Origin of the sequence: Mixta mediterraneensis (assembly GCF_014946725.1) — a bacterium.
Lineage (GTDB): Bacteria > Pseudomonadota > Gammaproteobacteria > Enterobacterales > Enterobacteriaceae > Pantoea > Pantoea mediterraneensis.
In genome coordinates this window covers 90594-116182 of the sequence record NZ_JACFXY010000008.1, presented here as the reverse complement: position 1 = coordinate 116182, position 25589 = coordinate 90594, and the positions used below count along the sequence as shown (strand labels likewise).

Annotated in this window: 22 protein-coding genes, 3 pseudogenes and 1 riboswitch; of the genes and pseudogenes, 14 read left to right on the top strand and 11 right to left on the bottom strand. The window is 50.7% G+C overall.

Annotated features, from left to right (window positions below; genetic code table 11):
* The first annotated feature begins 78 nt into the window (after positions 1–78).
* From H2P46_RS15230 to H2P46_RS15215, 4 genes are all read left to right on the top strand, one after another.
* Positions 79–861 (top strand): BRO-N domain-containing protein, encoded by a 783-nt coding sequence (locus H2P46_RS15230; RefSeq protein WP_193405798.1) that lies wholly within the window; start codon positions 79–81, stop codon positions 859–861.
* Between the two features lie 64 nt (positions 862–925).
* Complete coding sequence (locus tag H2P46_RS22815; protein ID WP_202987485.1) at positions 926–1381, top strand: HNH endonuclease signature motif containing protein; 456 nt, start codon at positions 926–928, stop codon at positions 1379–1381.
* Positions 1338–2777, top strand: a complete 1440-nt coding sequence (locus H2P46_RS15220; RefSeq protein WP_202987484.1) for an SNF2-related protein — start codon at positions 1338–1340, stop codon at positions 2775–2777. The genes H2P46_RS22815 and H2P46_RS15220 overlap by 44 nt, the downstream gene beginning before the upstream one ends.
* Positions 2774–3025 carry a pyocin activator PrtN family protein gene (locus tag H2P46_RS15215; protein ID WP_193405796.1) on the top strand — a complete coding sequence of 84 codons (252 nt, stop codon included), beginning with the start codon at positions 2774–2776 and terminating at the stop codon, positions 3023–3025. The genes H2P46_RS15220 and H2P46_RS15215 overlap by 4 nt, the downstream gene beginning before the upstream one ends.
* A 224-nt stretch (positions 3026–3249) precedes the next feature.
* Here the strand turns inward: H2P46_RS15215 and H2P46_RS15210 are convergent.
* Positions 3250–4501, bottom strand: a pseudogene (locus H2P46_RS15210) (conjugal transfer protein TraF).
* A 439-nt stretch (positions 4502–4940) separates the two neighbouring features.
* On the opposite strand from H2P46_RS15210, the gene zur reads away from it, so the two are divergent.
* Complete coding sequence (zur, locus tag H2P46_RS15205; RefSeq protein WP_193405795.1) at positions 4941–5462, top strand: zinc uptake transcriptional repressor Zur; 522 nt, start codon at positions 4941–4943, stop codon at positions 5460–5462.
* Positions 5463–5532: 70 nt separating this feature from the next.
* Here zur and H2P46_RS15200 read toward each other — a convergent pair whose 3' ends face one another.
* The 4 genes from H2P46_RS15200 to H2P46_RS15185 all read right to left on the bottom strand — a co-directional run bounded on the left by H2P46_RS15200 (position 5533) and on the right by H2P46_RS15185 (position 8440).
* Positions 5533–5745, bottom strand: a complete 213-nt coding sequence (locus H2P46_RS15200; RefSeq protein ID WP_193405794.1) for a CsbD family protein — start codon at positions 5743–5745, stop codon at positions 5533–5535.
* A 173-nt stretch (positions 5746–5918) separates the two neighbouring features.
* Positions 5919–7241 (bottom strand): MATE family efflux transporter DinF, encoded by a 1323-nt coding sequence (gene dinF, locus H2P46_RS15195; protein WP_193405793.1) that lies wholly within the window; start codon positions 7239–7241, stop codon positions 5919–5921.
* Positions 7242–7350: 109 nt separating this feature from the next.
* Entirely contained in the window at positions 7351–7965 is a 615-nt protein-coding gene (lexA, locus tag H2P46_RS15190; RefSeq protein WP_193405792.1) for a transcriptional repressor LexA, read from the bottom strand.
* A 106-nt stretch (positions 7966–8071) separates the two neighbouring features.
* The gene (locus H2P46_RS15185; protein WP_193405791.1) at positions 8072–8440 is read right to left on the bottom strand and encodes a diacylglycerol kinase; all 369 of its coding nucleotides are present in this window, start codon (positions 8438–8440) and stop codon (positions 8072–8074) included.
* Positions 8441–8568: 128 nt separating this feature from the next.
* On the opposite strand from H2P46_RS15185, the gene plsB reads away from it, so the two are divergent.
* A complete protein-coding gene (plsB, locus tag H2P46_RS15180; RefSeq protein WP_193405790.1) occupies positions 8569–10992 on the top strand; it encodes a glycerol-3-phosphate 1-O-acyltransferase PlsB in 2424 nt (807 codons plus the stop codon).
* 242 nt (positions 10993–11234) lie between these two features.
* Here the strand turns inward: plsB and ubiA are convergent, their stop codons facing one another.
* The 3 genes and pseudogenes from ubiA to H2P46_RS15165 form a co-directional block, all read right to left on the bottom strand.
* Complete coding sequence (ubiA, locus tag H2P46_RS15175; RefSeq protein WP_193405789.1) at positions 11235–12119, bottom strand: 4-hydroxybenzoate octaprenyltransferase; 885 nt, start codon at positions 12117–12119, stop codon at positions 11235–11237.
* Between the two features lie 11 nt (positions 12120–12130).
* Entirely contained in the window at positions 12131–12643 is a 513-nt protein-coding gene (ubiC, locus tag H2P46_RS15170; protein ID WP_193405788.1) for a chorismate lyase, read from the bottom strand.
* A gap of 86 nt (positions 12644–12729) precedes the next feature.
* Positions 12730–12969: pseudogene (locus H2P46_RS15165) on the bottom strand (phosphate-starvation-inducible protein PsiE); the annotation flags it as partial.
* Between the two features lie 56 nt (positions 12970–13025).
* Between H2P46_RS15165 and H2P46_RS15160 the strand changes: the two are divergent.
* Positions 13026–13723, top strand: a protein-coding gene (locus H2P46_RS15160) for an IS1 family transposase (RefSeq protein ID WP_239952247.1) whose coding sequence is annotated in 2 segments (ribosomal slippage) — positions 13026–13275 and positions 13275–13723 — 699 coding nt in all. Because the reading frame shifts where the segments join, the coding sequence is not laid out codon by codon here.
* An 8-nt stretch (positions 13724–13731) separates the two neighbouring features.
* On the opposite strand, the pseudogene H2P46_RS15155 reads toward H2P46_RS15160, so the two are convergent.
* A pseudogene (locus tag H2P46_RS15155) lies at positions 13732–13917 on the bottom strand (phosphate-starvation-inducible protein PsiE); the annotation flags it as partial.
* A 488-nt stretch (positions 13918–14405) separates the two neighbouring features.
* Here H2P46_RS15155 and H2P46_RS15150 point away from each other — a divergent pair.
* Positions 14406–16031: a sodium-dependent inorganic phosphate transporter gene (locus H2P46_RS15150; RefSeq protein WP_193405787.1), complete on the top strand. Its 1626-nt coding sequence runs from the start codon at positions 14406–14408 to the stop codon at positions 16029–16031.
* 41 nt (positions 16032–16072) lie between these two features.
* Here H2P46_RS15150 and panS read toward each other — a convergent pair whose 3' ends face one another.
* Positions 16073–16990, bottom strand: a complete 918-nt coding sequence (gene panS / locus H2P46_RS15145) for a ketopantoate/pantoate/pantothenate transporter PanS (protein ID WP_193405786.1) — start codon at positions 16988–16990, stop codon at positions 16073–16075.
* 389 nt (positions 16991–17379) lie between these two features.
* Positions 17380–18732 (bottom strand): lysine-sensitive aspartokinase 3, encoded by a 1353-nt coding sequence (lysC, locus tag H2P46_RS15140; protein WP_193405785.1) that lies wholly within the window; start codon positions 18730–18732, stop codon positions 17380–17382.
* Positions 18733–18850: 118 nt separating this feature from the next.
* A riboswitch (Lysine riboswitch) is annotated at positions 18851–19043 on the bottom strand.
* A 133-nt stretch (positions 19044–19176) separates the two neighbouring features.
* Between lysC and H2P46_RS15135 the strand changes: the two genes are divergently transcribed.
* The 6 genes from H2P46_RS15135 (at position 19177) to H2P46_RS15110 (ending at position 25544) form a co-directional block, all read left to right on the top strand.
* Positions 19177–19407: a hypothetical protein gene (locus H2P46_RS15135; protein WP_193405784.1), complete on the top strand. Its 231-nt coding sequence runs from the start codon at positions 19177–19179 to the stop codon at positions 19405–19407.
* A 58-nt stretch (positions 19408–19465) separates the two neighbouring features.
* Positions 19466–21112, top strand: coding sequence for a glucose-6-phosphate isomerase (pgi, locus tag H2P46_RS15130; protein ID WP_193405783.1), 1647 nt, complete (start codon positions 19466–19468; stop codon positions 21110–21112).
* 641 nt (positions 21113–21753) lie between these two features.
* Positions 21754–22002 (top strand): exopolysaccharide production protein YjbE, encoded by a 249-nt coding sequence (gene yjbE / locus H2P46_RS15125; RefSeq protein WP_193405782.1) that lies wholly within the window; start codon positions 21754–21756, stop codon positions 22000–22002.
* A 73-nt stretch (positions 22003–22075) separates the two neighbouring features.
* Positions 22076–22723, top strand: coding sequence for a YjbF family lipoprotein (locus H2P46_RS15120; protein WP_193405781.1), 648 nt, complete (start codon positions 22076–22078; stop codon positions 22721–22723).
* The gene (locus H2P46_RS15115) at positions 22720–23454 is read left to right on the top strand and encodes a capsule biosynthesis GfcC family protein (RefSeq protein ID WP_193405780.1); all 735 of its coding nucleotides are present in this window, start codon (positions 22720–22722) and stop codon (positions 23452–23454) included. The genes H2P46_RS15120 and H2P46_RS15115 overlap by 4 nt, the downstream gene beginning before the upstream one ends.
* Entirely contained in the window at positions 23454–25544 is a 2091-nt protein-coding gene (locus H2P46_RS15110; protein ID WP_193405779.1) for a YjbH domain-containing protein, read from the top strand. The genes H2P46_RS15115 and H2P46_RS15110 overlap by 1 nt, the downstream gene beginning before the upstream one ends.
* Positions 25545–25589: the final 45 nt, after the last annotated feature.

The following is a 25589-nucleotide window of genomic DNA, read 5'->3' as shown; positions in this document are numbered from 1 at the left end:
CCTCGTAGAAGCTCTAGTTGACACCCGGTCACCAGCTACTAACTGGTGATCTCAACTAAAATTCTACGGAGGCCAAATATGGCAACCCAACTCATTTTCAGATCCCACACCCTCGAAGCTATCGAACACGAAGGCCAGTCTTGGTTTACTGCTGCCACGCTGGCAATTGCGCTGGAATACGCCGACACCCGTAGCGTAACCAAAATTTATACCCGAAACGAAGACGAGTTTACCCCCTGCATGTCACTGGTGGTCAGTTTGACCACCAGCGGCAAAATCAATGGGTTACAGCATAAAAAAGTTAGAGTTTTCTCCCTGCGTGGCGCACATCTGATAGCTATGTTCGCCAGCACTCCGGTTGCGAAGGAGTTTCGTAAATGGGTGCTTGACCTGATAGATAAGGAAATACCGCAGGAGTTACCGGCACCGATAGTTACCGAAGAAAACCTCCCTTCTGGTGTTTACCGATGCAATAGCCGTAAAAATCCCTATTCAGCACAGGTAAATATCGATGGAAAAAATATCTACGTTGGCGTTTACCCAACGATAGAGGATGCTGTCTTCGCCCGGCATGAATATCTGCGCCGACACCATGTTAACAAAGTTATAGCAGGTAACCCCGATATTGTTGCGCTGGCGGGAGTTAACGCCAGACTGCTGATCACGATCGAACACGGCCAGGTTACCTATTCAAAGATAATGCATCCTGACGCAATTACCGCCACGCCGGATAATTTACCCAATGTGCTTAAAGAGTATGGCTGGGGAAAAATATCAATTCAGCAGCATCAAAAAATAATTGAAGCCTGCGTTTCGGTAATAGCACGACGATGCGAAAATCTGCAATTAACCGCTAAATAATCCTGTCGGCGGCTTAACGCCGCCAAATTAAAAATAAAACATATTAAATTATGAGGTCTTTCTCATGCTAAAAATATGCTATTTCGATGGTTGCACCTCGCCTGTACATGCCAAAGGCCGATGCCAAAAGCATTATGGCTGGCTCAAACAGGAAAGGAAACTGAAACCCTGTGCGTGTGGCTGTGGTGGCTTAACAGCTTACACATTCAAACACGGACACCATACCCGGCTTTTGAGTAGAGAAGAACAGACAAGACGTGGAAAAATGAATTCTGGTAAAGCACTTCTGGATAGAGGAATAAAAGACAGCTACCGCAAAATATCACAACGACACGAACACCGAACGGTAGCGGAAAAAATGTTAGGCAGACCACTACGTAAGGGAGAAATTGTTCATCATATTAATAATGATAAACGCGATAATCGCCCAGAAAACCTTGTGGTAATGACACAAAGCGAACACGTCAAACTACACCATGCCGAAATGTTGGCAAGGCGAAAAGTTATTCGGGGGTACTGACGTGGCGAAGCCATATACCCCAAGGCCCTATCAGGAATTAATAACCAATTTCCTCATTAATAATCCGCGCTGTAACGTGTGGGCTGGCATGGGTATGGGGAAAAGTTTGGCGACGCTCACCACATTGGAAGATCTCTTTATGTGCGGGGCCGAAACGCAACCGGTTCTGGTTCTCGCCCCCCTGCGTGTCGCGCGGTCAACATGGCCGGATGAAGTCGATAAATGGAATCATCTACGCAACATTGAGATGCAGCCGATTGTCGGCACAGTCAAAGAACGGCTGGCGGCGCTGCAAAACTCCAATGCCAGCGTTTATACCACCAACTATGACAATTTAGTCTGGTTAGTTGAAACGCTGGGTGAGCGCTGGCCATTCGGTACCGTGGTCGCCGACGAGAGCACCCGGTTAAAGTCATTCCGGTTACGTCAGGGCGGCAAACGCGCAGCGGCCCTGGCTAAGGTAGCGCATAAGCACGCACACCGCTGGATGAACCTTACCGGTACACCTGCACCGAATGGCCTGATCGACCTGTGGGGCCAGGCATGGTTTGTTGATCAGGGCCAGCGTCTGGGGCGAACCTTTGGCGCATTCACTTCTCGCTGGTTCAACAACATTCAGTTTCCCGGCCAGCAGTGGTCAAAGCTGGAACCACGCCCCTTTGCGCAGGAGCAAATGCAGGCAGCGCTACGCGATGTAACTATCTCACTGGATGCCGCCGACTGGTTTGATATTGAGGAACCGATCCACAACGTTATCCGGGTGCAGATGCCAGCAAAGGCACGGCAACAGTACCAGGAAATGGAAAAACAGATGTTTCTGGAACTGGACGGCACCGACATCGAAGCGCAGAACGCCGCCGCTAAAACGGTGAAGTGTCTGCAAATCGCCAGCGGTGCCGTCTATACCGACGACAAAGGTACCTGGTCAGAAATCCACGACGCCAAATTACAGGCGCTGGAAAGCGTGATTGCCGAATCTGGCGGTATGCCGGTGCTGGTTGTCTACCACTTTAAAAGTGATTTAGCCCGTTTACTGAAAGCCTTTCCGAAGGGTAAACAGCTTGATTCCGATCCGCAGACGCTGCGCGACTGGAACGCCGGAAAAATACCTGTCCTTTTTGCTCACCCTGCCAGCGCAGGCCACGGCCTGAACTTACAGGACGGCGGCAACATACTGGCGTTTTTCTCCCACTGGTGGGATCTGGAGCAATACCAGCAAATTATCGAACGTATAGGGCCAACGCGCCAGATACAGGCAGGGCATAACCGTCCGGTCTGGTTACACCATATTATCGCCGCCGATACCGTAGACGAACTGGTAATGCAGCGGCGCGATTCAAAACGCGAAGTGCAGGACATTCTGCTTGAGGCAATGAGAAAGCGAGGTTTGAAATGAATACTATGTTTTTGCTGATGGCGGAGTTTGAAACCTCAACAATTCCGCTGGCCGACATATCTGAACGTTATCTTGGAATGAAACCCGCAACAGCGGATAAAAAGGCTGGATGCGGCGATCTGCCATTACCCACTTTCCGTATTGGTGACAGCCAGAAATCCCCTCGCATGGTTCACGTCAGCGATCTGGCAGAGTTCATTGATAAAAGGAGGAAAGAAGCGAAGGAAGAACTTAAAAGAATGCAGTAACCCCCCATTCAGCACCCCTATAGCACCCCACAAAAACATAACTTATTGATTTTTATTTGTAGTAAATCCCATCGAGCATGGGGGCGACAGAAAAGCGTTGCGGAGAGAAAGTATCGGTCATGAAGCGCAGGAAATCCGGTGGTTAAGAGTGATGTTATTCTGCGCAAGAATATCACAAGGCGGGGCGATATGGCATCGCCCCCTCCTCTGTTCACTCTGACACGTCAGAAATTAAAACCGAGCTGCATCATCGCGCCCCATGTGTTGTTTTCGCCCACCGAACCGGCCAGATCTAAATGTACCGCTTTGTTAAAGGGTGACAGGCCAAAACCTGCGGTCACTACATTCTCATCGGTTGAGCGCATATCTGCACGATACCCGGCACGTAACTGCAACCAGTCCAACACGCGATACTCCCCGCCAACAGCGGCATACTGGCTGTTGCCTTCTGACTTAAAGCGTTTGGTTTCGGTTAAATCCACGTCGCCCGTCAGGGTGAAAGGCCCTTTGTCCCAGGAGAGTCCTGTCGTTACCAAAGGTCGGATTTGATAGGTGTCGCGATACCCATTCACTTCTTTAGTATCAAGATCGCGTGAAATCAGGTTTTGTCCGGTCAGGCCGAAGGTCCAGTTTTCAGCAAAGGTTGTTGCCAGCCCTGCATCAACGTTGAAACCGGTATCAGAACGGCGATAACGCGAACTGTTAATATCATTTTTATCGTAGTTGTAAAGGCTATCGGTATAGTTATATAACCAGGTTTTCTGAAGCTTTGGTGTTACGCCAATTGAAACAGGTTGACCGGCAATAGTGAATTCATGCGCGACGGAAATCCCGTAATCAGTAACCAAAGCCGCAAGGCCATTAGCGCTGGACCGCAAATTATCCTGATCGCCAGCCACAGGAATGACGGTACCGTTTGCCACACCTTGCAAATAGTCAATATCGCTCTGTGCAACGTTTGCCTGAGCGTGCACAGTTCCGTAGGCTTTAGTCACAAAAGCGAAAGGAAAGTTTTCATCAGGCATGGGTGACCGCTAAAGAGACACCTGCGCTACCATCGGCTTTATTACCGCGTAAGTCGCTCAGTTTATTGGCAACATCGCCTGACGCAGCTTTCAATTCGGGATAACCGCGTAAGTAGTCGGCAAAAGTCAGATTATCAATAACATTCTGATAGCGATCGACCGTATCGGAAATATCATCAACTTTATCGACCAGATGGTCTTTATCGGTAATTTGCACACCAGCAGACGGGAAAATAATGCTGACTTTATCATCGGGTTTAGCTTTGGTCATTAATGCCGGGTTTGCCAGTACCGCCGATCCATATGTTGATGAAGCAACCCCCGTACCGCCCATTGCATCGTTACGCGCGTCGTACCATGTACCTGCCGCCATAGCGGAAGAAGAAAGAAACAGTGCATTCAATACAGCGGGATAAACCAGCGCTGAGCGCTGAACGAATTTTTTCACCATTTGTCTGCCATCGCCTGTGAAAAGTGCCGTCGAAGCATTCAACGACTGAATAGGTTGTTAGCACTATTGTGAATGTCGGCTAACGCGTTATTGCTGTGAATTCAAAGGAAACAGTGTCTCAATTCAAAAGATTGAATATTTTTCTATCAGATATGCATTGTTATTGTTAAAAATGGTGTAGGGAAAACGTTACAGTACCAGTCATTTATTAAGTAATTTTGAACATTACTTCTTAACTCCATGAGATGCAAAGCAAAACAGCGAATAACCCTGTAACCTGCTGTCATTGAATGGAACAGCTGTAACAGAAAGTGCAGCAAAACCTAAAAATTAAACATCAGATTATTGATAAAACGCGTATTTCGCGCTCACAAAGCAACCTCTGCGTAAGATAATTTTGTGTGATAAAATAACATTAATTGTCTAGCGGAGAGTTTTCATGTCGACGATGACGTCAGAGCAAATTATGTCCCAGGCAGAAATACTGTGCCTGCAACGCGGCGTGCGTTTAACTGCCCAGCGTGCGGAAGTGTTGCGTCTGATGGCTGAACAGCCAGGTTCAATTAGCGCCTATGATTTGCTTGATCAACTGCGCGTAAGCGAGCCACAAGCAAAGCCGCCAACCGTTTATCGCGCCTTAGATTTTTTGCTTGAACAAGGTTTTATCCATCGCGTTGAATCTAATAATAGCTATGTGATGTGCCATCATTTTGAAGCGCCGGCTCATACTTCAGTCATGTTGGTGTGTGAGCGTTGTGCAGTAGTGATTGAAAAACATGCGCAGGGTATAGAGGCCATTATCGGGACACTGGCTAACGAAGCCCATTTTACGCTGCGTCATAGCGTTATTGAAGCACATGGGTTATGTGAAAATTGCGTTGAAGTTGAAGCCTGTACGCATCATGAAAGTTGTGAACATGATCATCAAGCCGACGTTAAAAAGCGAGGAAAAAAAGGATAAATGGCACATCCTTGTGCCTGTCCGGCATGAGCGTACCGGGGGTAGGAGCATCGTTATCAAACAGGTTTAATTACCAGCGATAGTCTTTATTATGGCCTTCCCAGTCAGTCACTTCTTTTTCCGCCTCGTCCTTAGCGTAGCCATAACGTTCCTGAATTTTTCCAACAAGCTGATCGCGTTTACCTTCGATAACCTGCATATCATCGTCTGTCAGCTTGCCCCATTTTTCTTTTACTTTCCCTTTGAACTGCTTCCAGTTACCACTCGTTTCGTCGTGATTCATTGCAGACCTCCAGTCATCCTTAGGTTTCATTATATATCGCGTATTGCGAGACAATCCCGATATAAAGCGCTGGTTAATTGCGCTGTTGAAAGATAATTATAGTAAGAAACAGGAGGTTTGCTGGAACAATACAGATTATTTTGTAACCTGGCTCAAATTTTTGATTAATAACGTCAGACAGAAAACCAGGTTTTGCGTTGCCAGTGACGACGCCAGATAAGCCATAACGTCAGGCCCCGTAAGGAGAGAAACACCATAACAGCCAGCCACAAAGCATGATTGCCTAACCAGGGTAAAGTGAACAAAGTGACAAAGTACCCCAGCGCTGCAATAGTCATGCTATTGCGCATTTCGCGTCCACGCGTTGCGCCAATGTACATCCCATCCAGCAAATAACACCAAACACCAATAAGCGGCATGATAATTTGCCACACCAAATAGCGATCGGCCATCAGCCGGAGCGCATTGATAGAGGTCAGCAAAGAGACAATCTGTACGCCAAATACGGCATAAATCAGTGAAAAAATGATTGCGACCAGCAGCGCCTGACGACAGGCAGCATGCCAGACACGCATTAATTTACTGCCGTCTTTTGCGCCATGCGCTTCACCGGCAAATGCTTCTACAGCATAGGCAAAACCATCAAGAGCGTAAGCGGTGAAAGTAATAAACATCAGCAGTACGGCATTAACAGCCACCACGTCAGGCCCAATACGTGCGCCCAACATTGTCAGCGAAGCAAAACAGAGTTGCAGCATCAGCGAACGCAGCATAATGTCGCGATTAAGCCTTAACAGACGGCCCATATCGCCACGCCAGCTCTGCTTAATCAAAGCCATATCAATGCCGCGTAGCACTAATACGCGCCATACCATCGCGATGCCTACCGCCAGCGTTACGTATTCCGCTAATGCGGTTGCTGTCGCTGCACCCGCTACTTCCCAATGCAACCCCAGCACCAGCCATAAATCGAGCAGAATATTAACCAGATTCCCTACCACCAGCAGGATCACCGGTGCCCGGGCATACTGGACGCCAAGCAGCCAGCCCAGGATGACCAGGTTTGCCAGCGTCGCGGGGGCGCTAAGCCAGCGAATGTGGATGAACAGCGTCGCCTGCTCCAGTACCAGGGGATTCCCCCCGATCAAACGCGTAGCGAGTTGGCTAACCGGATCGCGTAGAAAAATAAATATTACTCCGGCTAGCAGCGCCAACATTAACGGCTGCGTAAGCGCGCGCGCCAGCGCAGCTTTGTTATTTGCACCAAAAGCCTGCGCTGTTAAACCGGTGGTACTCATGCGTAAAAAAAGTAACAGCATAAACAGGAAGCTGGTGATCGTGGTGCCAACGGCTACGCCGCCGAGATAAATCGGACTATCAAGGTGACCAATAACAGCGGTATCGACCAGCCCAAGCAGTGGAACGGTGATATTAGAAAGGATCATGGGCAGCGCCAGCCGCCAAAGATTTTTATCGGTTGCAGTCAGAAAACGCATTCGCAGATCCGTGCTCAGAGCCGCTGCATCAACAGTTAAAACAGCAGCGGCGAAACGTGGGCAGACAGAATAGCATCAGGATCAACGAACGGAAGCGGCTAACGCAGGATTACAGCCACTCACCATTACGAACTACACCAACCGCTAAGCCTTCAATTGTCAGCGATTGAGCACGCGTATCGACTATAATTGGTTCGAATTCACTGTTTTCTGGCAGGAGATGCACAACAGAACCCTGTTTTTTCCAGCGTTTTACCGTGACTTCATCATCAATACGCGCGACAACCACCTGTCCATTACGCACGTCTTGCGTTTTGTGCACTGCCAGTAAATCCCCGTCTATGATGCCAATGTCTTTCATTGACATACCACTGACGCGCAGCAGGAAATCTGCTGCCGGTTTAAACAGATCAGGATCGACTTTGTAATGCGTTTCGATGTGCTCTTGTGCCAGCAAGGGTTCACCGGCGGCAACACGGCCAATTAACGGCAAACCTTCAGAGGCCTCTTCTTCCATTAACAGGCGGATCCCACGGGAAGCACCAGAGACAATCTCAATTACGCCCTTACGCGCTAATGCTTTGAGATGTTCTTCTGCCGCATTAGGTGAACGGAAGCCCAGTTGCGCGGCGATTTCTGCACGCGTTGGCGGCATGCCTGTTTGATTAATGTGATCGCGAATCAGGTCATAGACCTGCTGCTGCCTGCTGGTTAACGCTTTCATCCCGCCCCCTGGTTGTTTATACAGTCGCTGTGAGTATATACAGGTATTGGCGAAATGGAAACCGAAAGTGGGGGAATAATCAGCCGGTTGACAGCTTCTGGAAAGCCTATCGCAAATGCGACCAAAGCAAGGCGATCCAAACAAAAACGGCCAGTATGATGCTCAGCAATACAGCAGCTGAACCCATGTCTTTTGCTCGCCCCGCCAGTGGATGGTGTTCTGGTCCGATACGATCAACCACCGACTCAATGGCGCTATTCAGGATTTCAACAATGATGACGAATACCACGGCACCAATCATTAATACGCGGGTTATTGTGTCTACGTCCAGCCAGCAAGCCACGACGATCGCAATTAAAGCCGCAATCGCTTCTTGGCGGAAGGCCGCCTCGTGTCGCCATGCGGCGCGCAGTCCTTGCCACGAATAACCGGCAGCTTTCACTATTCTGATAAAACCGACGGCATTATTTGCCATGTGATGGGAACCCTTTCAATGAATTGACGTCAATGTCTGGGCTGCGTGCCGTTGGCACCACCACAGATCTTCGCTGCACTTTCTGGTATGCTTGCGGCGCTTTGCTAACAAGAGGCTTCATGTTGTCTATGTCAGGTTGGCGTAAACTTTATTATAAATTACTGAATTTACCACTTTCGTTTTTGGTAAAGAGTAAGGCCATTCCGGCCGATCCCGTTTCTGAACATGGGCTGGACCCTACCCGGCCCATTATGTATGTTCTGCCTTACGATTCGAAGGCCGACTTACTGACTTTACGCGCGCAGTGTATTAAACACGATCTCCCTGATCCCCTCTCTCCGCTGGAGATTGATGGAACACTGCTGCCACGCCACGTTTTTATTCACGACGGGCCGCGCGTATTTCCCTATTTCGTGCCGAGTGTTGAGTCGGTCAAGATCTTCCATGATTATCTCGATTTACACCGCAATAACCCCGATCTCGATATTCAAATGCTACCGGTGACGGTTATGTTTGGTCGTGCGCCTGGCCGCGAGGTTCAGGGTGAAGATACACCGCATTTGCGCGTATTGAATGGCGTGCAAAAATTCTTCGCGGTAGTCTGGCACGGGCGTGACAGTTTTGTGCGTTTCTCTCCTACCGTTTCGCTGCGCCGTATGGCGACCGAGCATGGCACCGATCAATCTATCGCTCAGAAGCTGGCACGCGTCGCGCGTATACACTTTGCTCGTCAGCGTCTGGCTGCAATTGGGCCGCGCTTGCCAGCCCGTCAGGATCTCTTCAGTCGCTTGTTGCAATCAAAAGCCATTGAGAAAGCGGTTGAAGATGAAGCACGCAGCAAAAAAATCTCTCATGAAAAAGCGCAGCAAAATGCGGTTGAGATGATGGAAGAAATTGCGGCCGACTTCTCCTATGAAGCGATTCGCGTTACCGATCGTGTCATGGGCTGGTTGTGGAGCCGCCTCTATCAAGGCATTAACGTGAACGGCGGCGAACGCGTTCGTCAGCTGGCGCAAGATGGCCACGAAATTGTTTATGTGCCCTGCCACCGCAGCCATATGGATTATCTGCTGCTGTCTTATGTGCTTTATCATCAAGGATTAGTGCCGCCGCATATCGCGGCGGGCATTAATCTCAACTTCTGGCCTGCTGGCCCGATTTTTCGCCGACTCGGCGCCTTCTTTATTCGTCGAACCTTCAAAGGCAATAAACTCTATTCCACCGTATTCCGTGAATATCTGGGCGAGTTGTTTACCCGCGGTTATTCGGTTGAGTATTTTGTTGAAGGCGGGCGTTCGCGCACTGGACGCCTGCTGGACCCGAAAACCGGTACGCTGGCAATGACGCTTCAGGCGATGCTGCGTGGCGGTAATCGTCCGATCACGCTGGTGCCAATTTATATTGGCTATGAACACGTGATGGAAGTGGGCACTTACGCCAAAGAACTACGTGGCGCGGCCAAGGAAAAAGAAGGTTTTATGCAGATGGTGCGCGGCCTGCGTAAGTTGCGCAATCTGGGTCAGGGTTACGTTAATTTTGGCGAACCCCTGCCGCTGGTTAACTATCTTAACAAGCGTGTACCCGAGTGGCGTGATGCTGTCGATCCGATAGAGCCTCAGCGTCCCAGCTGGTTAACACCGACGGTAAACGATATTGCTGCGCGTTTGATGGTACGTATTAATGAAGCGGGCGCGGCTAATGCAATGAACTTGTGCGTTACGGCACTGCTTGCTTCACGCCAGCGCTCCTTAACGCGTGAGCAGTTAATCGAACAGCTTGAATGTTATACCCAACTGCTGCGCAACGTCCCTTACTCGCCACATTCCACCCTGCCGGATCTTTCGGCCGAAGCGCTGCTTGACCATGCGCTGGGAATGAATAAGTTTGAAAGCGAAAAGGACAATATCGGCGACATCATTATCCTGCCGCGTGAGCAGGCGGTGTTGATGACCTATTACCGTAACAATATTCATCACATGCTGGTCGTGCCATCGCTGATTGCTGCAATCATCCAGCAGCATCCTGGTTTGAGCGAAGCCGAGCTGCTGCGCCAGGTTAGCCTGATTTATCCGATGCTGAAGAGCGAGTTGTTCCTGCGCTGGCAAACAGATGAATTACCGCAGCTCCTGTCTGACTTCTGTCAGGAGCTGGCGCGTCAGGGGTTGATTACCACCGAAAACGGTCAGCTGCGCTTTACCGCTGCGCGGTATCGTACCCTGCAACTACTGGCTGCCGGTATACGAGAAACACTGCAACGTTACGCCATTACTTTCTCGATTCTAAGCGCCAGGCCCGCAATTAACCGTGGCACGCTGGAAAAAGAGAGCCGCACGCTGGCTCAACGCCTTTCCGTTTTGCATGGCATCAATGCGCCGGAATTCTTTGACAAAGCGGTCTTTACTTCATTAGTGTTGACGTTACGCGATGAAGGATATATCAGTGACAGCGGTGATGCTGACGTGACGCAAACGCGGGCGACCTGGCTCATACTGGCTGATTTAGTCACCAGCGATGTGCGCCTGACGATTGAAAGCGCGGTCGCACACGACTAAACGCTTTGGCATATTTAGAGCCAAAGAAAAAACGACCTGTTTTGCAGGTCGTTTTTTTATTGCTAACTGAAAACCGCGTCCTGTGAGCGTAGTCATCAATAGGTTTTGGCTCTGCCTTATTGTCTTTGGATTTAAATCTTACAGAACAGTCAGAAACTTCTGTTTATGGCTTTTAGTACACCCCCTATGGGGTACAATCAAAGCTGCCTTCTATAAAGGCGGGTTTTTACTGTTTGAGCTGATCAAAAGAAGTGATTAAACGGCGGCGTATTCATAAGCACGCCAAGGAACAGTACCAGTCCAACATAATTGTTATTGAGGAATGCCTGGAAGCAAGGCTGGCGCTCACGCTGAGCAATCAGTCTTTGTTGATGCACAAACAGCACTGCTGCCAGCAGCAGTGACCAGTAAAATGCACCGTTTAATTGCAGAAACAGGCCCACCCATGCCAGCAAAACCAACGTTGCCAGCTGCAACAGGCCGATAATCAGCTTGTCAAAACGTCCAAACAGAATCGCTGTTGATTTCACGCCAATCTTTAAGTCATCCTCGCGATCAACCATGGCATATTGCGTGTCGTAAGCGACAGTCCAGCACATATTCGCAATGAATACCAGCCAGCAAACCAATGGTAAGGACTCACTCACTGCTGCCCAGGCCATGGGTATGGCCCAGCCGAATGCGGCGCCTAAAACCACCTGCGGCAAATGGGTGTAACGCTTCATAAAGGGATAGACCCAGGCCAGGGCTAATCCCACGACGGACAACAGGATCGTCATTAGATTCATGGTCAGCACCAGTACAAACGCCACGAATGCTAAACCGATAAATAGCATCTTAGCCTCTTTTGAATTCACCGCGCCGCTAGGTAGCGGGCGGTTTTGCGTTCGCTGCACGTGACCATCGACTTTGCGATCGGCGTAATCATTAATAACGCAACCCGCAGCGCGCATCACAATGACACCCAGCACGAAAACCACTAGCACGGAAAGGGGCGGAACGGCCATGTCTGCCAGCCATAATGCCCACAGCGTCGGCCACATTAGCAGTAGAGTACCAATGGGTTTATCAATACGCATCAAGCGGCTATAGACTTGCAACTTATTTATTTTTAATGCCTTTTGCACAGCAAAAATCCTTAATCCAGGACGCGATAAAGCGGCGACGCCGGTAAAAACAGTTCAGTGAGCAGCAGCGGCTTGCCGGACAAACGCAGGCGCGAGCGACGACCCCATAAGTTATTCACTTTTCCTGGCTCGATAAAATCGCGGCTCAAAGATGAAGAAGAAAAAAGATAGCGGCCAAGTGGACGCGTACCCAGCTGTTGTAACATGGCTTCCGGACCGTTCAGGGTACTCTCCGGCACCAGGGTGCGACCTGCCAGCCAGGGTACGCCATCACCGAACAGAATGATTTCACGTAACCAAAAGCGTTTATCCTGTAAGAATAATGCTTGCTCATCGGCTAACTCACTGCTGTCAATAAAGCCTTCACGCACCGGTTGCACCGTCACCCGCTGACAATGCTGCTCAAAGCGCTGCGTCATAGAATCTTCTTCCATCAACCAGTCCAGCAGCGCGGGCGAAAGTGCCGGTTCTGTTGGTGAGAACCAGTTGAGCGCACGTAACAGACTGAGCGAATCTTGCGACATAGCACCACTCCTCATAATTTGTAGGGCGCTAGTTTAACGCAGAGATGACAAGTGAACACCTCTCCTTATACACAATAACACGCGTATTATTCGCGTTTGAGTCGGTGACTGTTCGCCAGCCACAGCGTCACCACCAGCACCAGAATCGCAGCCGAATAGCACAACGTATCAAATGGTTTTTTGTGGTCGACAATAATCAGGCGAATAATGGCTGTGATACCAATATAAACAAAATAACGTAATGGAAAGTGATAGCCCGACTGAAAGTACTTCACAATCAGGGCGATAAATTCGAAATAAAGGAAATAGATAACAATCCCTTCAATCGGTAATGCTCCCAACTTACTGATTTAGTGTATGATGGTGATTTTGAGGTGCTTGCGTGGCTTCCATTTCCATCAGATGTCCTTCCTGCTCCGCTACTGAAGGCGTGGTGCGTAACGGCAAAAGCACTGCCGGACATCAGCGCTATCTCTGCTCTCATTGCCGTAAAACATGGCAACTACAGTTCACTTACACCGCCTCTCAGCCCGGTACGCACCAGACAATCATTGATATGGCCATGAATGGCGTCGGATGTCGCGCCAGTGCACGCATTATGGGCATTGGCCTCAACACGGTTTTACGTCACTTAAAAAACTCAGGCCGCAGTCGGTAACCTCGCGCATACAACCGGGCAGTGATGTGATTGTCTGCGCTGAAATGGACGAACAGTGGGGCTACGTCGGTGCTAAATCACGTCAGCGCTGGCTGTTTTACGCGTATGACAGGATACGGAGGACGGTTGTTGCACACGTCTTCGGTGAACGCACTCTGGCCACACTGGAGCGTCTTCTGAGCCTGCTGTCGGCCTTTGAGGTCGTGGTATGGATGACGGATGGCTGGCCGCTGTATGAATCACGCCTGAAGGGAAAGCTGCACGTTATCAGCAAGCGTTACACTCAGCGCATTGAGCGACATAACCTGAATCTGAGACAACATCTGGCAAGGCTGGGACGGAAGTCACTGTCGTTCTCAAAATCGGTGGAGCTGCATGACAAGGTCATCGGACATTATCTGAACATAAAACACTATCAGTAAGTTGGAGTCATTACCCCTTCAATCAGCAGATAGGATGATGCCTGCTCGCCCGTGCTGAATAACACCGTGGCTAAATGGATAGTTTCCTTACCGAGAAACACCACCAAAATAATCGCCAGAATCATCAGGCCTAAATTGAGTACCCATTGCAATGCACTGGCAAAGTAGCGCCCCGTGGTGTTTTTTTCGCTCATTTTTGCGCCCCGGCAAAGTCATTTAATTGCTCCAGCCATCATGCGTTAGTGTGACAGAAATCACAATACGACTGCGCTCTCAACGCAATACGCAACGTAGCGCAGTGGCTATATTCGCAGATAATTACCTGCTTTGATAAATCGCAGGTTGATGCGAATCAGTCAATCAGAACGGCCGGGCACAATATGTCAGGTCGGCGCTACCACTCAGGCAAGGATTCAGGCAAAACGGCGGTGCCGTGCCGTTGTATCCCCAGTCGGTGATTCGCTTCCGCTTCGGGCAAGCGAGAGAACCTTCAGTGGGCGTGCTGGCTTGTCCCGCGACGGAATAGCACGCTACAAAAAAACAGACTGGTCTACAGTTAAAGGTATTGAGGTTACGCCAGGTGACTTAAAACACAGGAAAAATAGACTTTTCACAGATTGCATTCTCCGTCAGGCTGGCAGTCTGTGCTGCATAAAGCCGGATGGTCGAGGAGCATCTATACGTGTTAACTCTGCTTAATTTACTTTCTGCCGTGGCGATGCTGGTATGGGGAACGCATATCGTACGCAGCGGTATTATGCGCGTGTATGGCGCTGATTTGCGTCGTGTGCTCAGCCGCAGTATTGAAAAGAAACCGATGGCGTTTCTTGCCGGCATTGGCGTTACCGCCCTGGTGCAGAGCAGCAACACGACCACCCTGCTGGTGACTTCCTTTGTCGCGCAAAATCTGGTCGGCCTGACGCCCGCCTTAGTGGTGGTACTGGGCGCAGATGTGGGTACGGCAATCATGGCACGGATTCTGACGTTTGATCTGTCATGGCTATCACCGCTATTTATTTTTTTTGGCGTGGTGTTTTTCCTCGGCCGCAAACAGTCGCGTGCCGGGCAGTTAGGCCGTGCCAGCATTGGTCTCGGCCTGATCCTGCTGGCCTTACAGCTTATTGTTGCAGCCGCTCGTCCGATCACTGAAGCCTCGGGCGTACAAGTGTTGTTCTCTTCGTTAACGGGCGACATCATGCTGGATGCCTTGATTGGTGCGGTGTTTGCCATCATCAGCTATTCCAGTCTCGCGGCGGTATTGATAACCGCAACGCTGACCGCTACCGGCGTAATTTCATTCAAAGTGGCGCTTTGCCTGGTGATTGGTGCCAATCTTGGCAGCGGATTACTGGCAATGCTGAATGCCAGTAGTTCCAACGCAGCGGGTAAGCGCGTTGCCCTGGGAAGCCTGCTGTTTAAACTGCTGGGCTGCCTTCTCATTCTACCTTTCGTCAATATCGCAGCGATATGGCTTCAGAAATTGCCCGTTAATGACGAAGAACTCGTGATTTTTTTCCACGTGTTCTACAACGTGATTCGCTGCGTCGTGTTGGTGCCCTTTGCCGAGCCGATGGCGCGCCTGTGCCGTCGCCTGATCGCTGACGATGCAGAAACCGGGCTGCGTCTGAAACCAAAGCACCTTGATAGCAGCGCGCTGGACACGCCAACGCTGGCGCTGGTGAATGCCGCGCGCGAGGCGTTACGTATTGGCGATGTGTTAGAACAGATGCTGGATGCTTTTAGCAAGGTGATCCACGGCGAGCCGCGCGAGGAACGTACCGTGCGGCGGCTGGATGATGATGTTGATGTGCTGTACACCGCTATCAAACTGTATCTGGCACGCATGCAAAAAGAGGATTTATCGGAGGAAGATTCACGGCGCTGGGGTGAAATCATTGAAATGTCTCTGAACCTGGAGCAGGCCGGAGACATCATTGAGCGCATGAGCGGCGATGTCGCCGATAAATCCCTTGCCGCGCAGCGCGCTTTTTCGGCTGAAGGATTACGGGAATTAGAGACGCTACAGGAGCAATTAGTTGCCAATTTGCGCCTGAGTTTATCGGTGTTCTTATCCCACGATACCACCAGCGCCAGACGTCTGCGTCGCGCCAAACATCGTTTCCGTCTGAAAATTCGCCGTTATTCGCATGCGCATGTCGATCGCCTGCATCAGCAAAATGTACAAAGCATTGAAACCAGTTCGCTACATCTGGGTTTATTGGGCGATATGAAGCGATTGAATTCGCTGTTCTGTACTGCGGCCTACACGGTATTAGAACAACCGGATGATGAACGGGATGACGAATAAAAAAACGGCGTGTCGGTTTAAGACACGCCGTTTTTCACCGTTTATTTCTTCTTGATCGGCTTGCCTGACCAGTAACCCGCCAGCAATGAGCCAGACAGATTATGCCATACCGAAAACAGGGCGCCCGGCAGCGCGGCCAGTGGAGAGAAGTACAGTTTACCCAGCGTTGCGGCCAGGCCAGAGTTCTGCATACCCACTTCTAACGCCAGCGTGCGGCAGGTGGATTCATCAAAGCCAAACAGTTTGCCTCCCCAGTAACCGCCAAGCAGGCCAATCGCATTGTGCAAAATCACCGCAGCGATCACCATCAACCCAACCGAGCCAATAAAGCCCTGGCTGCCCGCAACGACCGCGCTGATGATCAACAAAATACATACCATTGAGAACGCCGGTAGATAAGGCTCAACGCGGCGGACTACGCTGTTCATAGCGTGATGAATAATCAGCCCCAACCCAATCGGGATGACCACGATTTTCACTATGCTCAACAACATGCCAACCACATCGACCTGAATATGTGTGTCGACATAGAAACGCGTCAGCAACGGGGTAGCAAAAACGCCCACCAGTGCAGAAACAGAGGAGATGGTGACTGACAGCGCAACATCACCTTTCGCCAGATAGATCATCACGTTAGATGCCGTTCCACTGGCAACACTGCCCACCAGAATCATCCCTGCAGCTAAATCAGATGGCATATGAAACAGTTTTGCCAGCCCCCAGGCAGCCAGCGGCATCACCAGATAATGCAGAAACGTAACAGCAATCACGGGAGCCGGACGTACCAGCACACGCTTGAAATCATCGATATTGAGCGTGACACCCATACCGAACATAATCAGCATGAGCAGGTAAGTTACCCACGGACCGATGCCGAGAAAGGTGTTGGGAGTAGCATAAGCGGCGACAGATAACAGCACAGCCCAAAGAGGGAACAGGCGGGTTAAGGTGGCGAGCATGGCCAGACTTCCTTATAAGAATGTTATGTTTTTAAGCAGGTTTGCCATAGAACACGCTTCGCAGGAACGGCTGCTGAAGCTAGCACAGGATCATAACATTTCGTTATCACGACGTAAGGCGGGAATGGTGTCACCGGGGAAAATGCGGATCGACTGCTGCCGATGTCCTGAAATAACCAGAATTACGCTACTTTTCCCCGTAAACTACGGTAGATCACACCACTTATTGCCACAATAATGGCTGGCTTTAACCAGCGCCTCTGCTGTTGCGGAATTTGGTATAACGTTCTTTTAGCGTGTTGAAATTATTCAGCGAGCGGAGCAGCGGTTAGTGCAACCGTAAAAGCCGGGCCAGGCCCGGCTTCGCTGTTTGCAAAAAATCTTTCCGCTTACTCGAAAAGATTGTGATGCAGCGTACGCACGACACTTTCTGCGTCCGCACCAGGCACCAGGAAGCACAAATTGTAACTGCTGGCCCCGTAGCAAATCATCCGCAGATTAAACGGATCGAGCACACCAAACACCTCTTTACCCACTCCGCAGGCTTTAGACAGGTTGTTACCGATGATCGCCACCAGCGCCAGGTTCTCTTCCACTTCGACCCGACACAGCGAGGATAACTCGGTCAGTAATGCCTGTGTCAGCAGACTGTCGCCGGTTGAGGTTGAGCCCGTGGTGTCAAGCGTCAGCGCCACGCTCACCTCGGAGGTGGTAATCAAATCTACCGAGATAGTGTGGCGTGCCAAAATGCTGAACACTTCGGCAAGAAAGCCTGGCGTATGCAACATGTTCAGGCTATGTAACGTCAGCAGAGTTTGCTTACGACGCAGCGCCAGTGCGCGGAACAGCGGCGGGTTTTTGGTTGTATTGCAGACACGGGTTCCGCCTGCTGAAGGATCTTTGCTTGAACCGACAAATACCGGAATATCCCGGCGAACCGCTGGCAGCAACGTGGCAGGATGCAACACTTTGGCACCAAAGGTCGCCATCTCTGCGGCTTCTTCGAAGGTAATTTCGTCAATACGTTTCGCCGTTGGCACTACGCGTGGATCGGTAGTGTAAATGCCGGGTACATCGGTCCAAATATCCACTCGCGCAGCGTGCAGCGCTTCACCTAACAGCGCGGCGGTATAATCGCTGCCACCACGGCCTAATGTCGTGGTACGCCCTTTGCTTTCGCTACCAATAAAGCCCTGGGTGATCACCAGCGCTTGTTCAAGGCGTGGCTTAAGTTGCGTGATGGTGAGTTCTGTCAGCACATCCACTTCAGGTTCGGCACGCCCAAAACGATCGCTGGTGCGCATCACTTTACGCACATCGAACCATACAGCGTTGACCTGTCGTTCACGCAGAATTTCCACAAACAGCAGCGTTGACATCAGTTCACCATGACTGACCAGTTCATCAGTCAATGCGGCGGAGGTCGCCAGCGCGGCAGCTTCAGACAACATGGCAATATTTTCAATCATACGGTCGATTTCGTCACGAATCACATCGGGACGCTGCAGGCGATCGACAATGGCATATTGAATACGGCGGATCTCGTCCAGCAGAAAGACGCGTTGCGAGGGTTCCTGACCTTCGGCGAGAGAAACAAGGAGATTAGTGATGCCTGCGGAGGCGGAAAGGACCACCAGACGCGTATTAGCATCGGCCAGCACCACATCGGCGCTGCGGTTCATGGCATCAAAATCGGCAACGCTGGTGCCGCCAAATTTTGCCACAATCAGAGTTTGAGACATGTTATGACCTCGTGTCAGGTTATTTTGCTCCCGCACGTTCAACTGCGGACGAGAGACATTCTATCAGCCTTGGCACAAGGGAAGAGCAGAAACGGGCAGACCAGATCGGGTAGACGAGTCACCCAGAAGCGCCCCACCTTGCGAAACGTCCGACTGCGAACGATTCTGGTGACAACCCAGGGGATTCAGCCCCTGCAGCCGACAGACAACACACCGTATGTTGCCCACCTCGGCGTCGCTCCCCCTGATGTGTTTTCACCGGATACGGTTCCTCCAACACACTGCCTGGGCGACGCGCCTCTTCTGGCTTACGCTTAGTCGCGCAAGTAGCCGCGTATAAATATCGGTTTCTGGCTTTGCTGTCAACGACGATGCTTTGAGGAATTTTCACTTTCTGCGCACCCGGAGATAAATTTCATTGTGCCGCAGTGAGTAGAGTGCTGAATGGGTTCATTCAGCGCGGTATTTTATGATGCGGCACAAGAGGCATTCGCAGCAAACCAGTCAAAATGCATCACGATTTCACCGCGCATTATGCCGAAATTCGCACCAGATAAATTTATTGAAAAATCGCAGCTGACCGGACGCAACACCGCACGATGTGATACCTGCACAATCACTGCGATGACAAACTTTTTCCTTTCAGTTGCAACTGTGGTCATACTGAAATGCTAAGCGGGTACGCTGTGACCCCGATGGAATGACGGTTCTTAATATCAACAAGAGTGTTGCCATGAAAAATATCAATCCGACACAAACCGCAGCCTGGAAAGCGCTGCAACAGCATTTTGAACAAATGAAAACGGTAGAAATCGCCGATTTATTTGCCCAGGATGCCGATCGTTTTGCCAAATTCTCTGCCACCTTTGATGATCAGATGCTGGTGGATTATTCAAAAAACCGCATCACCCAGGAAACCCTTGATAAATTACAGGCGCTGGCAAAAGAAACTGAACTGAGCGACGCCATCAAGTCCATGTTTTCCGGCGAAAAAATTAACCGCACGGAAGATCGCGCAGTGCTACACGTTGCGCTACGCAACCGCAGCAATACGCCAATCGTGGTTGATGGCAAAGACGTCATGCCGGAAGTGAACGCGGTACTGGATAAGATGAAAGGCTTTTCTGAGCGCATTATCAGCGGCGAATGGAAAGGTTACACCGGCAAACCGATTACTGACGTCGTAAACATCGGTATCGGTGGCTCGGATCTCGGCCCTTTTATGGTGACCGAAGCCCTGCGTCCGTATAAAAATCATCTGAATATGCATTTTGTCTCCAACGTTGATGGCACGCACATTGCCGAAACATTGAAAGACCTTAGCCCAGAAACCACACTGTTCCTGGTGGCTTCTAAAACCTTCACCACGCAAGAAACCATGACCAATGCACACAGCGCACGCGACTGGTTTCTGAAAACAGCAGGCGATCAGCAGCACGTTGCAAAACACTTTGCGGCGCTGTCGACCAACGCGAAAGCGGTGGGTGAATTCGGTATCGACACCAACAATATGTTCGAATTCTGGGATTGGGTGGGTGGCCGCTATTCACTGTGGTCAGCGATTGGCTTGTCGATCATTCTTTCTGTCGGCTTCGATAATTTCGAGCAGCTGCTGAGCGGCGCGCACGCGATGGATAAGCATTTCGCTAATACCCCTGCTGAGCAAAACTTACCGGTACTGCTGGCATTGATTGGTATCTGGTATAACAACTTCTTTGGTGCTGAAACTGAAGCTATTCTGCCCTACGACCAATATATGCACCGCTTTGCTGCCTATTTTCAGCAGGGAAACATGGAATCCAACGGCAAATATGTTGATCGCGAAGGCCATCCGGTGGATTACCAGACCGGCCCAATTATTTGGGGCGAGCCGGGTACGAATGGACAGCACGCGTTCTATCAGTTGATTCACCAGGGCACTAAGCTGATTCCCTGTGATTTTATCGCACCCGCCATAACCCATAATGCCCTGGCCGATCACCATCCGAAGCTGCTGTCGAACTTCTTTGCCCAGACCGAAGCCCTGGCGTTTGGTAAGTCGCGTGAAGTGGTGGAGAAAGAGTTTACCGATGCCGGTAAATCTGCTGACGCGGTTGCGCACATCGTGCCCTTTAAAGTATTTGAAGGTAACCGTCCAACCAACTCAATTCTGCTGCGTGAAATTACGCCATTCAGCCTTGGCGCACTGATTGCGCTGTACGAGCACAAAATATTTACCCAGGGCGCAATCCTGAATATCTTCACTTTCGATCAGTGGGGCGTGGAATTAGGTAAGCAACTGGCGAACCGTATTCTGCCAGAGCTGGAAAATGACGATAAAATCGAAAGTCATGACAGTTCCACAAATGCCTTAATTAATCGCTATAAATCCTGGCGTTAATTTACTGTCCTTTTTCCAGGGCGGCATCATTGCCGCCTTTTTATCGTCAAAAACAGCAGATCCCATCACAAATTCACCACTCTCAGAGCAATAACCGGTTAGATAATTCTTAAAATACCCTCAGTAAATTCTGAACTTGCTGTTTTCCTGACAGCGAAAACTCTATTAAAACTGGATCTAAAATCAACGCACCGCCACCCTTATCCTTTGATAAATAATATAATTGTATTTTATCCATCCTCAGTAAAATCTGATAATCCCTGTTCAGGGCCAGTTATTAATAAAATAGAACAAAACCCTTTGCAATATTTCCGGCACCCGACATATATCTGGCTATATAGCTTAATCAACCGATTTTAAAAGCGATTAATACTAAACTGGCTCCATTATTAGCGTTTATCCACTGCCCTTCCGTTGGCTTTTACAATCGCTGAACTCTGGTATTTTGTTGCCTTATACTGAACGCGCCCGCAAAGGGCGATCCCTATTGTCATTGAAGTCGCAGGTGCGTTGGCATTGCTCGCTTACTCCCGACGCTTATTTGAGCATGATCTGGCGTATTCAGCCGCGTGCCGCCGTCCTGCAACATTAATGATTCAGGGAGAGAGATCCTTCATTCACTTAATGCAGGAAATGTCGTTATGAAAAAACTCATGGTTGCAGGTGCAGCCTTACTTTACGTTGCTGTCTCTTCCAGCGCTTTTGCGGCGCCGGAAGAAGCGGGTGCCGCAGCTGGCGCGCAGGCGGGAGCCGTCTCTGCCGGCGCGTCTACCGCTGTGGGTATCGGCGCACTCGGCGCGTTAGTGGGCCTCGGTGTTGCCGCTTCTGGCGGTGGTGACGGGGCAAATACAGGTACAACAACCACGACGACAACGAGCACCACTCGTTGATGTAGCACCTTTAAACATAACCACACTTTCGTGTGGTTATTTTTACTTTGGCATGACTTATCAGGGACACACAGTGCGCCAACTTCCTCTGCTGCTCGCTTGTCTGCTGCTGCAGGCCTGCACACAAACGCAAAAAGGGCTGGAACAGACCGTGATGCTTGCCATCAGCGGCCCGGATGATGTGACCATCACCAGTCAACAAATTAACGATTTGCCTTACGCCAGCCTTTACGCCCGCATTAATGATGGTCCGCGCATTTTCGTTGTACTGGGTTATAACGAAAACGATCAACAGAAATGGGTAACCCAGGACAAAGCGATGCTGGTTACCGCGCAGGGTCGTCTGATCAAAACCCTTGGCCTGCCGAATAATTTGCAGCAGGTCAGTAACCTACAACACGATCCTCTGGCCGACGGTCTGCATATCCGTAAAGGTGCCAGCTGGACGCGTATCGTTCAGTGGACCGAGCAAGGCAAGGTACGCGCCGCAACGGTTAGCTCCCTCTTCCAGCGGGGTGAAGATCAAGTGCTGGACGTCGCAGGCCATCGCATTGCCTGTCGCGTCTGGCATGAACAGGCACGTATCGATAGCAGCGGGCGTGAATGGGAGAACACCTTCTGGATTGATAACCGTAGCGGTGAGGTGGTACAGGCCCGTCAAATGCTGGCGGCAGACGCCTTCCCTGTTGAAACTACCATTCTGAAGCCGGCGAAATCATGAAAAAAATAACTTCTCTGCTGACCGGCCTCAGCCTGTTCAGCGCAGCGGCCCTGGCGGATGGACAAGTCACGGTGCATGCACCGCATAGTCAAAACAGCCTACACATTGTTGCCGTACAAGACCTGGCACAGCTGATGACGCAACCCGCGGTGATGCCTTACAGCACGGGCGCGGTGATTGCCGAACACGCTGCCACCGCCGTGGCGCATCAGCTTTATCAGCAAACTCTGGCGCAACTGCGAGCGTGGCGCGCCAACAGCAGCGGCGAACGTACTGCCGCAATTGACGAAGTGATTCGTCAATTAGTTAACATCAGGGTCACTGGACGCCTGTTTACGCCGCTCGATCCCGACTGGATTCGCCTGCATCCGGCAGACAATCGCCGCCTTGAAGGCCGCTACGATCTTTATCTGGCCGCGCCATCCAGTCACGTATTACTGCTCGGCGCGCTAGCCGGGGCCGGGAAGGTGAACTGGCAACCCGGACAATCGGTGCGAGAGTATCTGGCAAGTCACAAACGCCTTTCCGGTGCGGAAAATAATTTTGCTACCGTCATCTCCCCTTCCGGTGCGACACAACAGGTGCCGATTGCTTACTGGAATCATCGTCATGTCGAAGTTGAACCCGGCAGCATCATCTGGCTTGGTTTCTCGGCCTGGAGCCTGCCTGGCGCTTATGGCGATCTAAATAACCGCATCCTTTCCGTTTTGACTCACCGGATACCAGACTGATGAAAAAACATTATCTCTTCAGCCTGTTGGCTGTTTCCGTGGCGACGGCCTGCCAGGTACAGGCCGAAACCTGGCCAGAACCGATCGGTCCTTCCCAGTCTGATTTCGGCGGTGTGGGTCTGCTGCAGGTGCCTACCGCGCGTATGGCGAAAGAGGGGGAATTTAGCCTAAACTTCCGCGATAACGATCAATATCGCTATTACTCGGCGTCTCTGCAGCTTTTTCCCTGGCTGGAAACTACCGTGCGTTACACCGACGTGCGAACCCGTGAATACAGTGCCGTTTCATCATTCAGCGGTAATCAGAGCTACAAAGATAAAGCCTTCGATCTGAAGCTGCGCCTGTGGCAGGAAGGTTACTGGTTGCCAGAAGTCTCGTTTGGCACGCGCGATCTCGGCGGCACGGGTTTGTTCGATAGTGAATATCTGGTTGCCAGCAAAGCGTGGGGGCCCTTTGATTTTACCCTAGGGCTCGGCTGGGGGTATCTCGGCAACAGCGGCACCCTCAAAAATCCGTTCTGCTCATACAGCGACAGTTATTGCCAGCGCCCCGGTACCGGCCAGGCGGGTTCGATTAACGGTTCGCAGATGTTTCACGGCCCGAGCGCCCTGTTTGGCGGCGTTGAATATCAAACGCCGTGGCAACCGCTGCGCCTCAAGATGGAGTATGAAGGCAACGATTATCAGGATGACTTCGCTGGCCGCCTTGAACAGCGCAGCAAGCTGAACGTAGGCGCAATTTATCGCGTCACCGACTGGGCCGACATCAATGCCAGCTACGAGCGCGGCAATACCTTTATGTTCGGCGTGACGATTCGCACAAACTTTAACGACCTGCGTCAGGCACACATCGACAGAGAAAAACCGGCTTACCATCCGCATCCACAACCGCAATTATTAGAGCCAACTGTGGTGGCGACGCAGTTAACCGATCTGAAGTACAACGCGGGCCTGATTGGCCCTCATATTCAGACTAAAGGCCATACGCTGTATGTTTCCGGCGAGCAGACCAAATATCGTGATACACGTGAAGGTGTCGATCGCGCTAACCGCATCATAATGAATAACCTGCCTGCGGGTATTGATACCATTAACGTTACCGAATCACGCTTTAACATGCCGCAGGTGACGACCACAACCAGGGTTGCCAGCCTGCATAATGAGTTAGTCGGGTATCCGCTCGGACATGAACAGCCCTTACAGCAGACGCGCAAGGATCCGGTTGATGCCGGACAAACGGAGCAAGGCCTGTTTATCCGTAAAGATCGCCTGAACTACAGCCTGTCGCCGGTACTGAATCAATCAATGGGCGGCCCGGAAAGTTTCTATATGTACCAGGTTGGCGTTATGGGTAACGTCGACTTCTGGCTTACCGATCATCTGCTGGTAGGTGGTAGCCTGTTCGGCAATATCGCCAACAACTATGACAAATTCAATTACAACGGCGCGCCTGCTGATTCGACCTTACCGCGTGTGCGTACCCATATTCGTGATTACGTTGAAAATAATGTCTACGTTAATGACCTGCAGGCTAACTATATGGGTTACCTGGGTAATGGTTTCTACGGCCAGATGTATGGCGGCTATCTGGAGACGATGTACGGTGGCGTAGGCGGCGAGCTGCTTTATCGACCGATCGATAGCAACTGGGCAGTGGGAATTGACGCTAACTATGTCCGCCAGCGTGACTGGGACAACATGATGCAGTTCACCAACTACAAAGCGTCAACGGGGAATCTGACGGCTTACTGGCGTCCATGGTTTATGCAGGATGTTCTGGTAAAAGCCAGCGTCGGTCAGTATCTGGCGAAAGATAAAGGCGTAACGGTGGATATTTCCAAACGCTTCGACAGTGGTGTAATGGTTGGTGTATATGCCACCAAAACCGATGTGTCGTCAGATGAGTACGGTGAGGGCGATTTCACCAAAGGTTTTTACATTTCTATCCCAATGGATCTGTTCACCGTGACGCCAACGCGTGGCCGTGCACAAGTTAACTGGGTGCCGCTGACGCGCGATGGTGGTCAGATGCTGGGACGTAAATACCAGCTGTATGATTTAACGTCCGATCGGGATGCCCGGTTTAATTAAACGCACGTTGCCACCGCATGCAGATGCAGGCGGTGGCCATCCTTT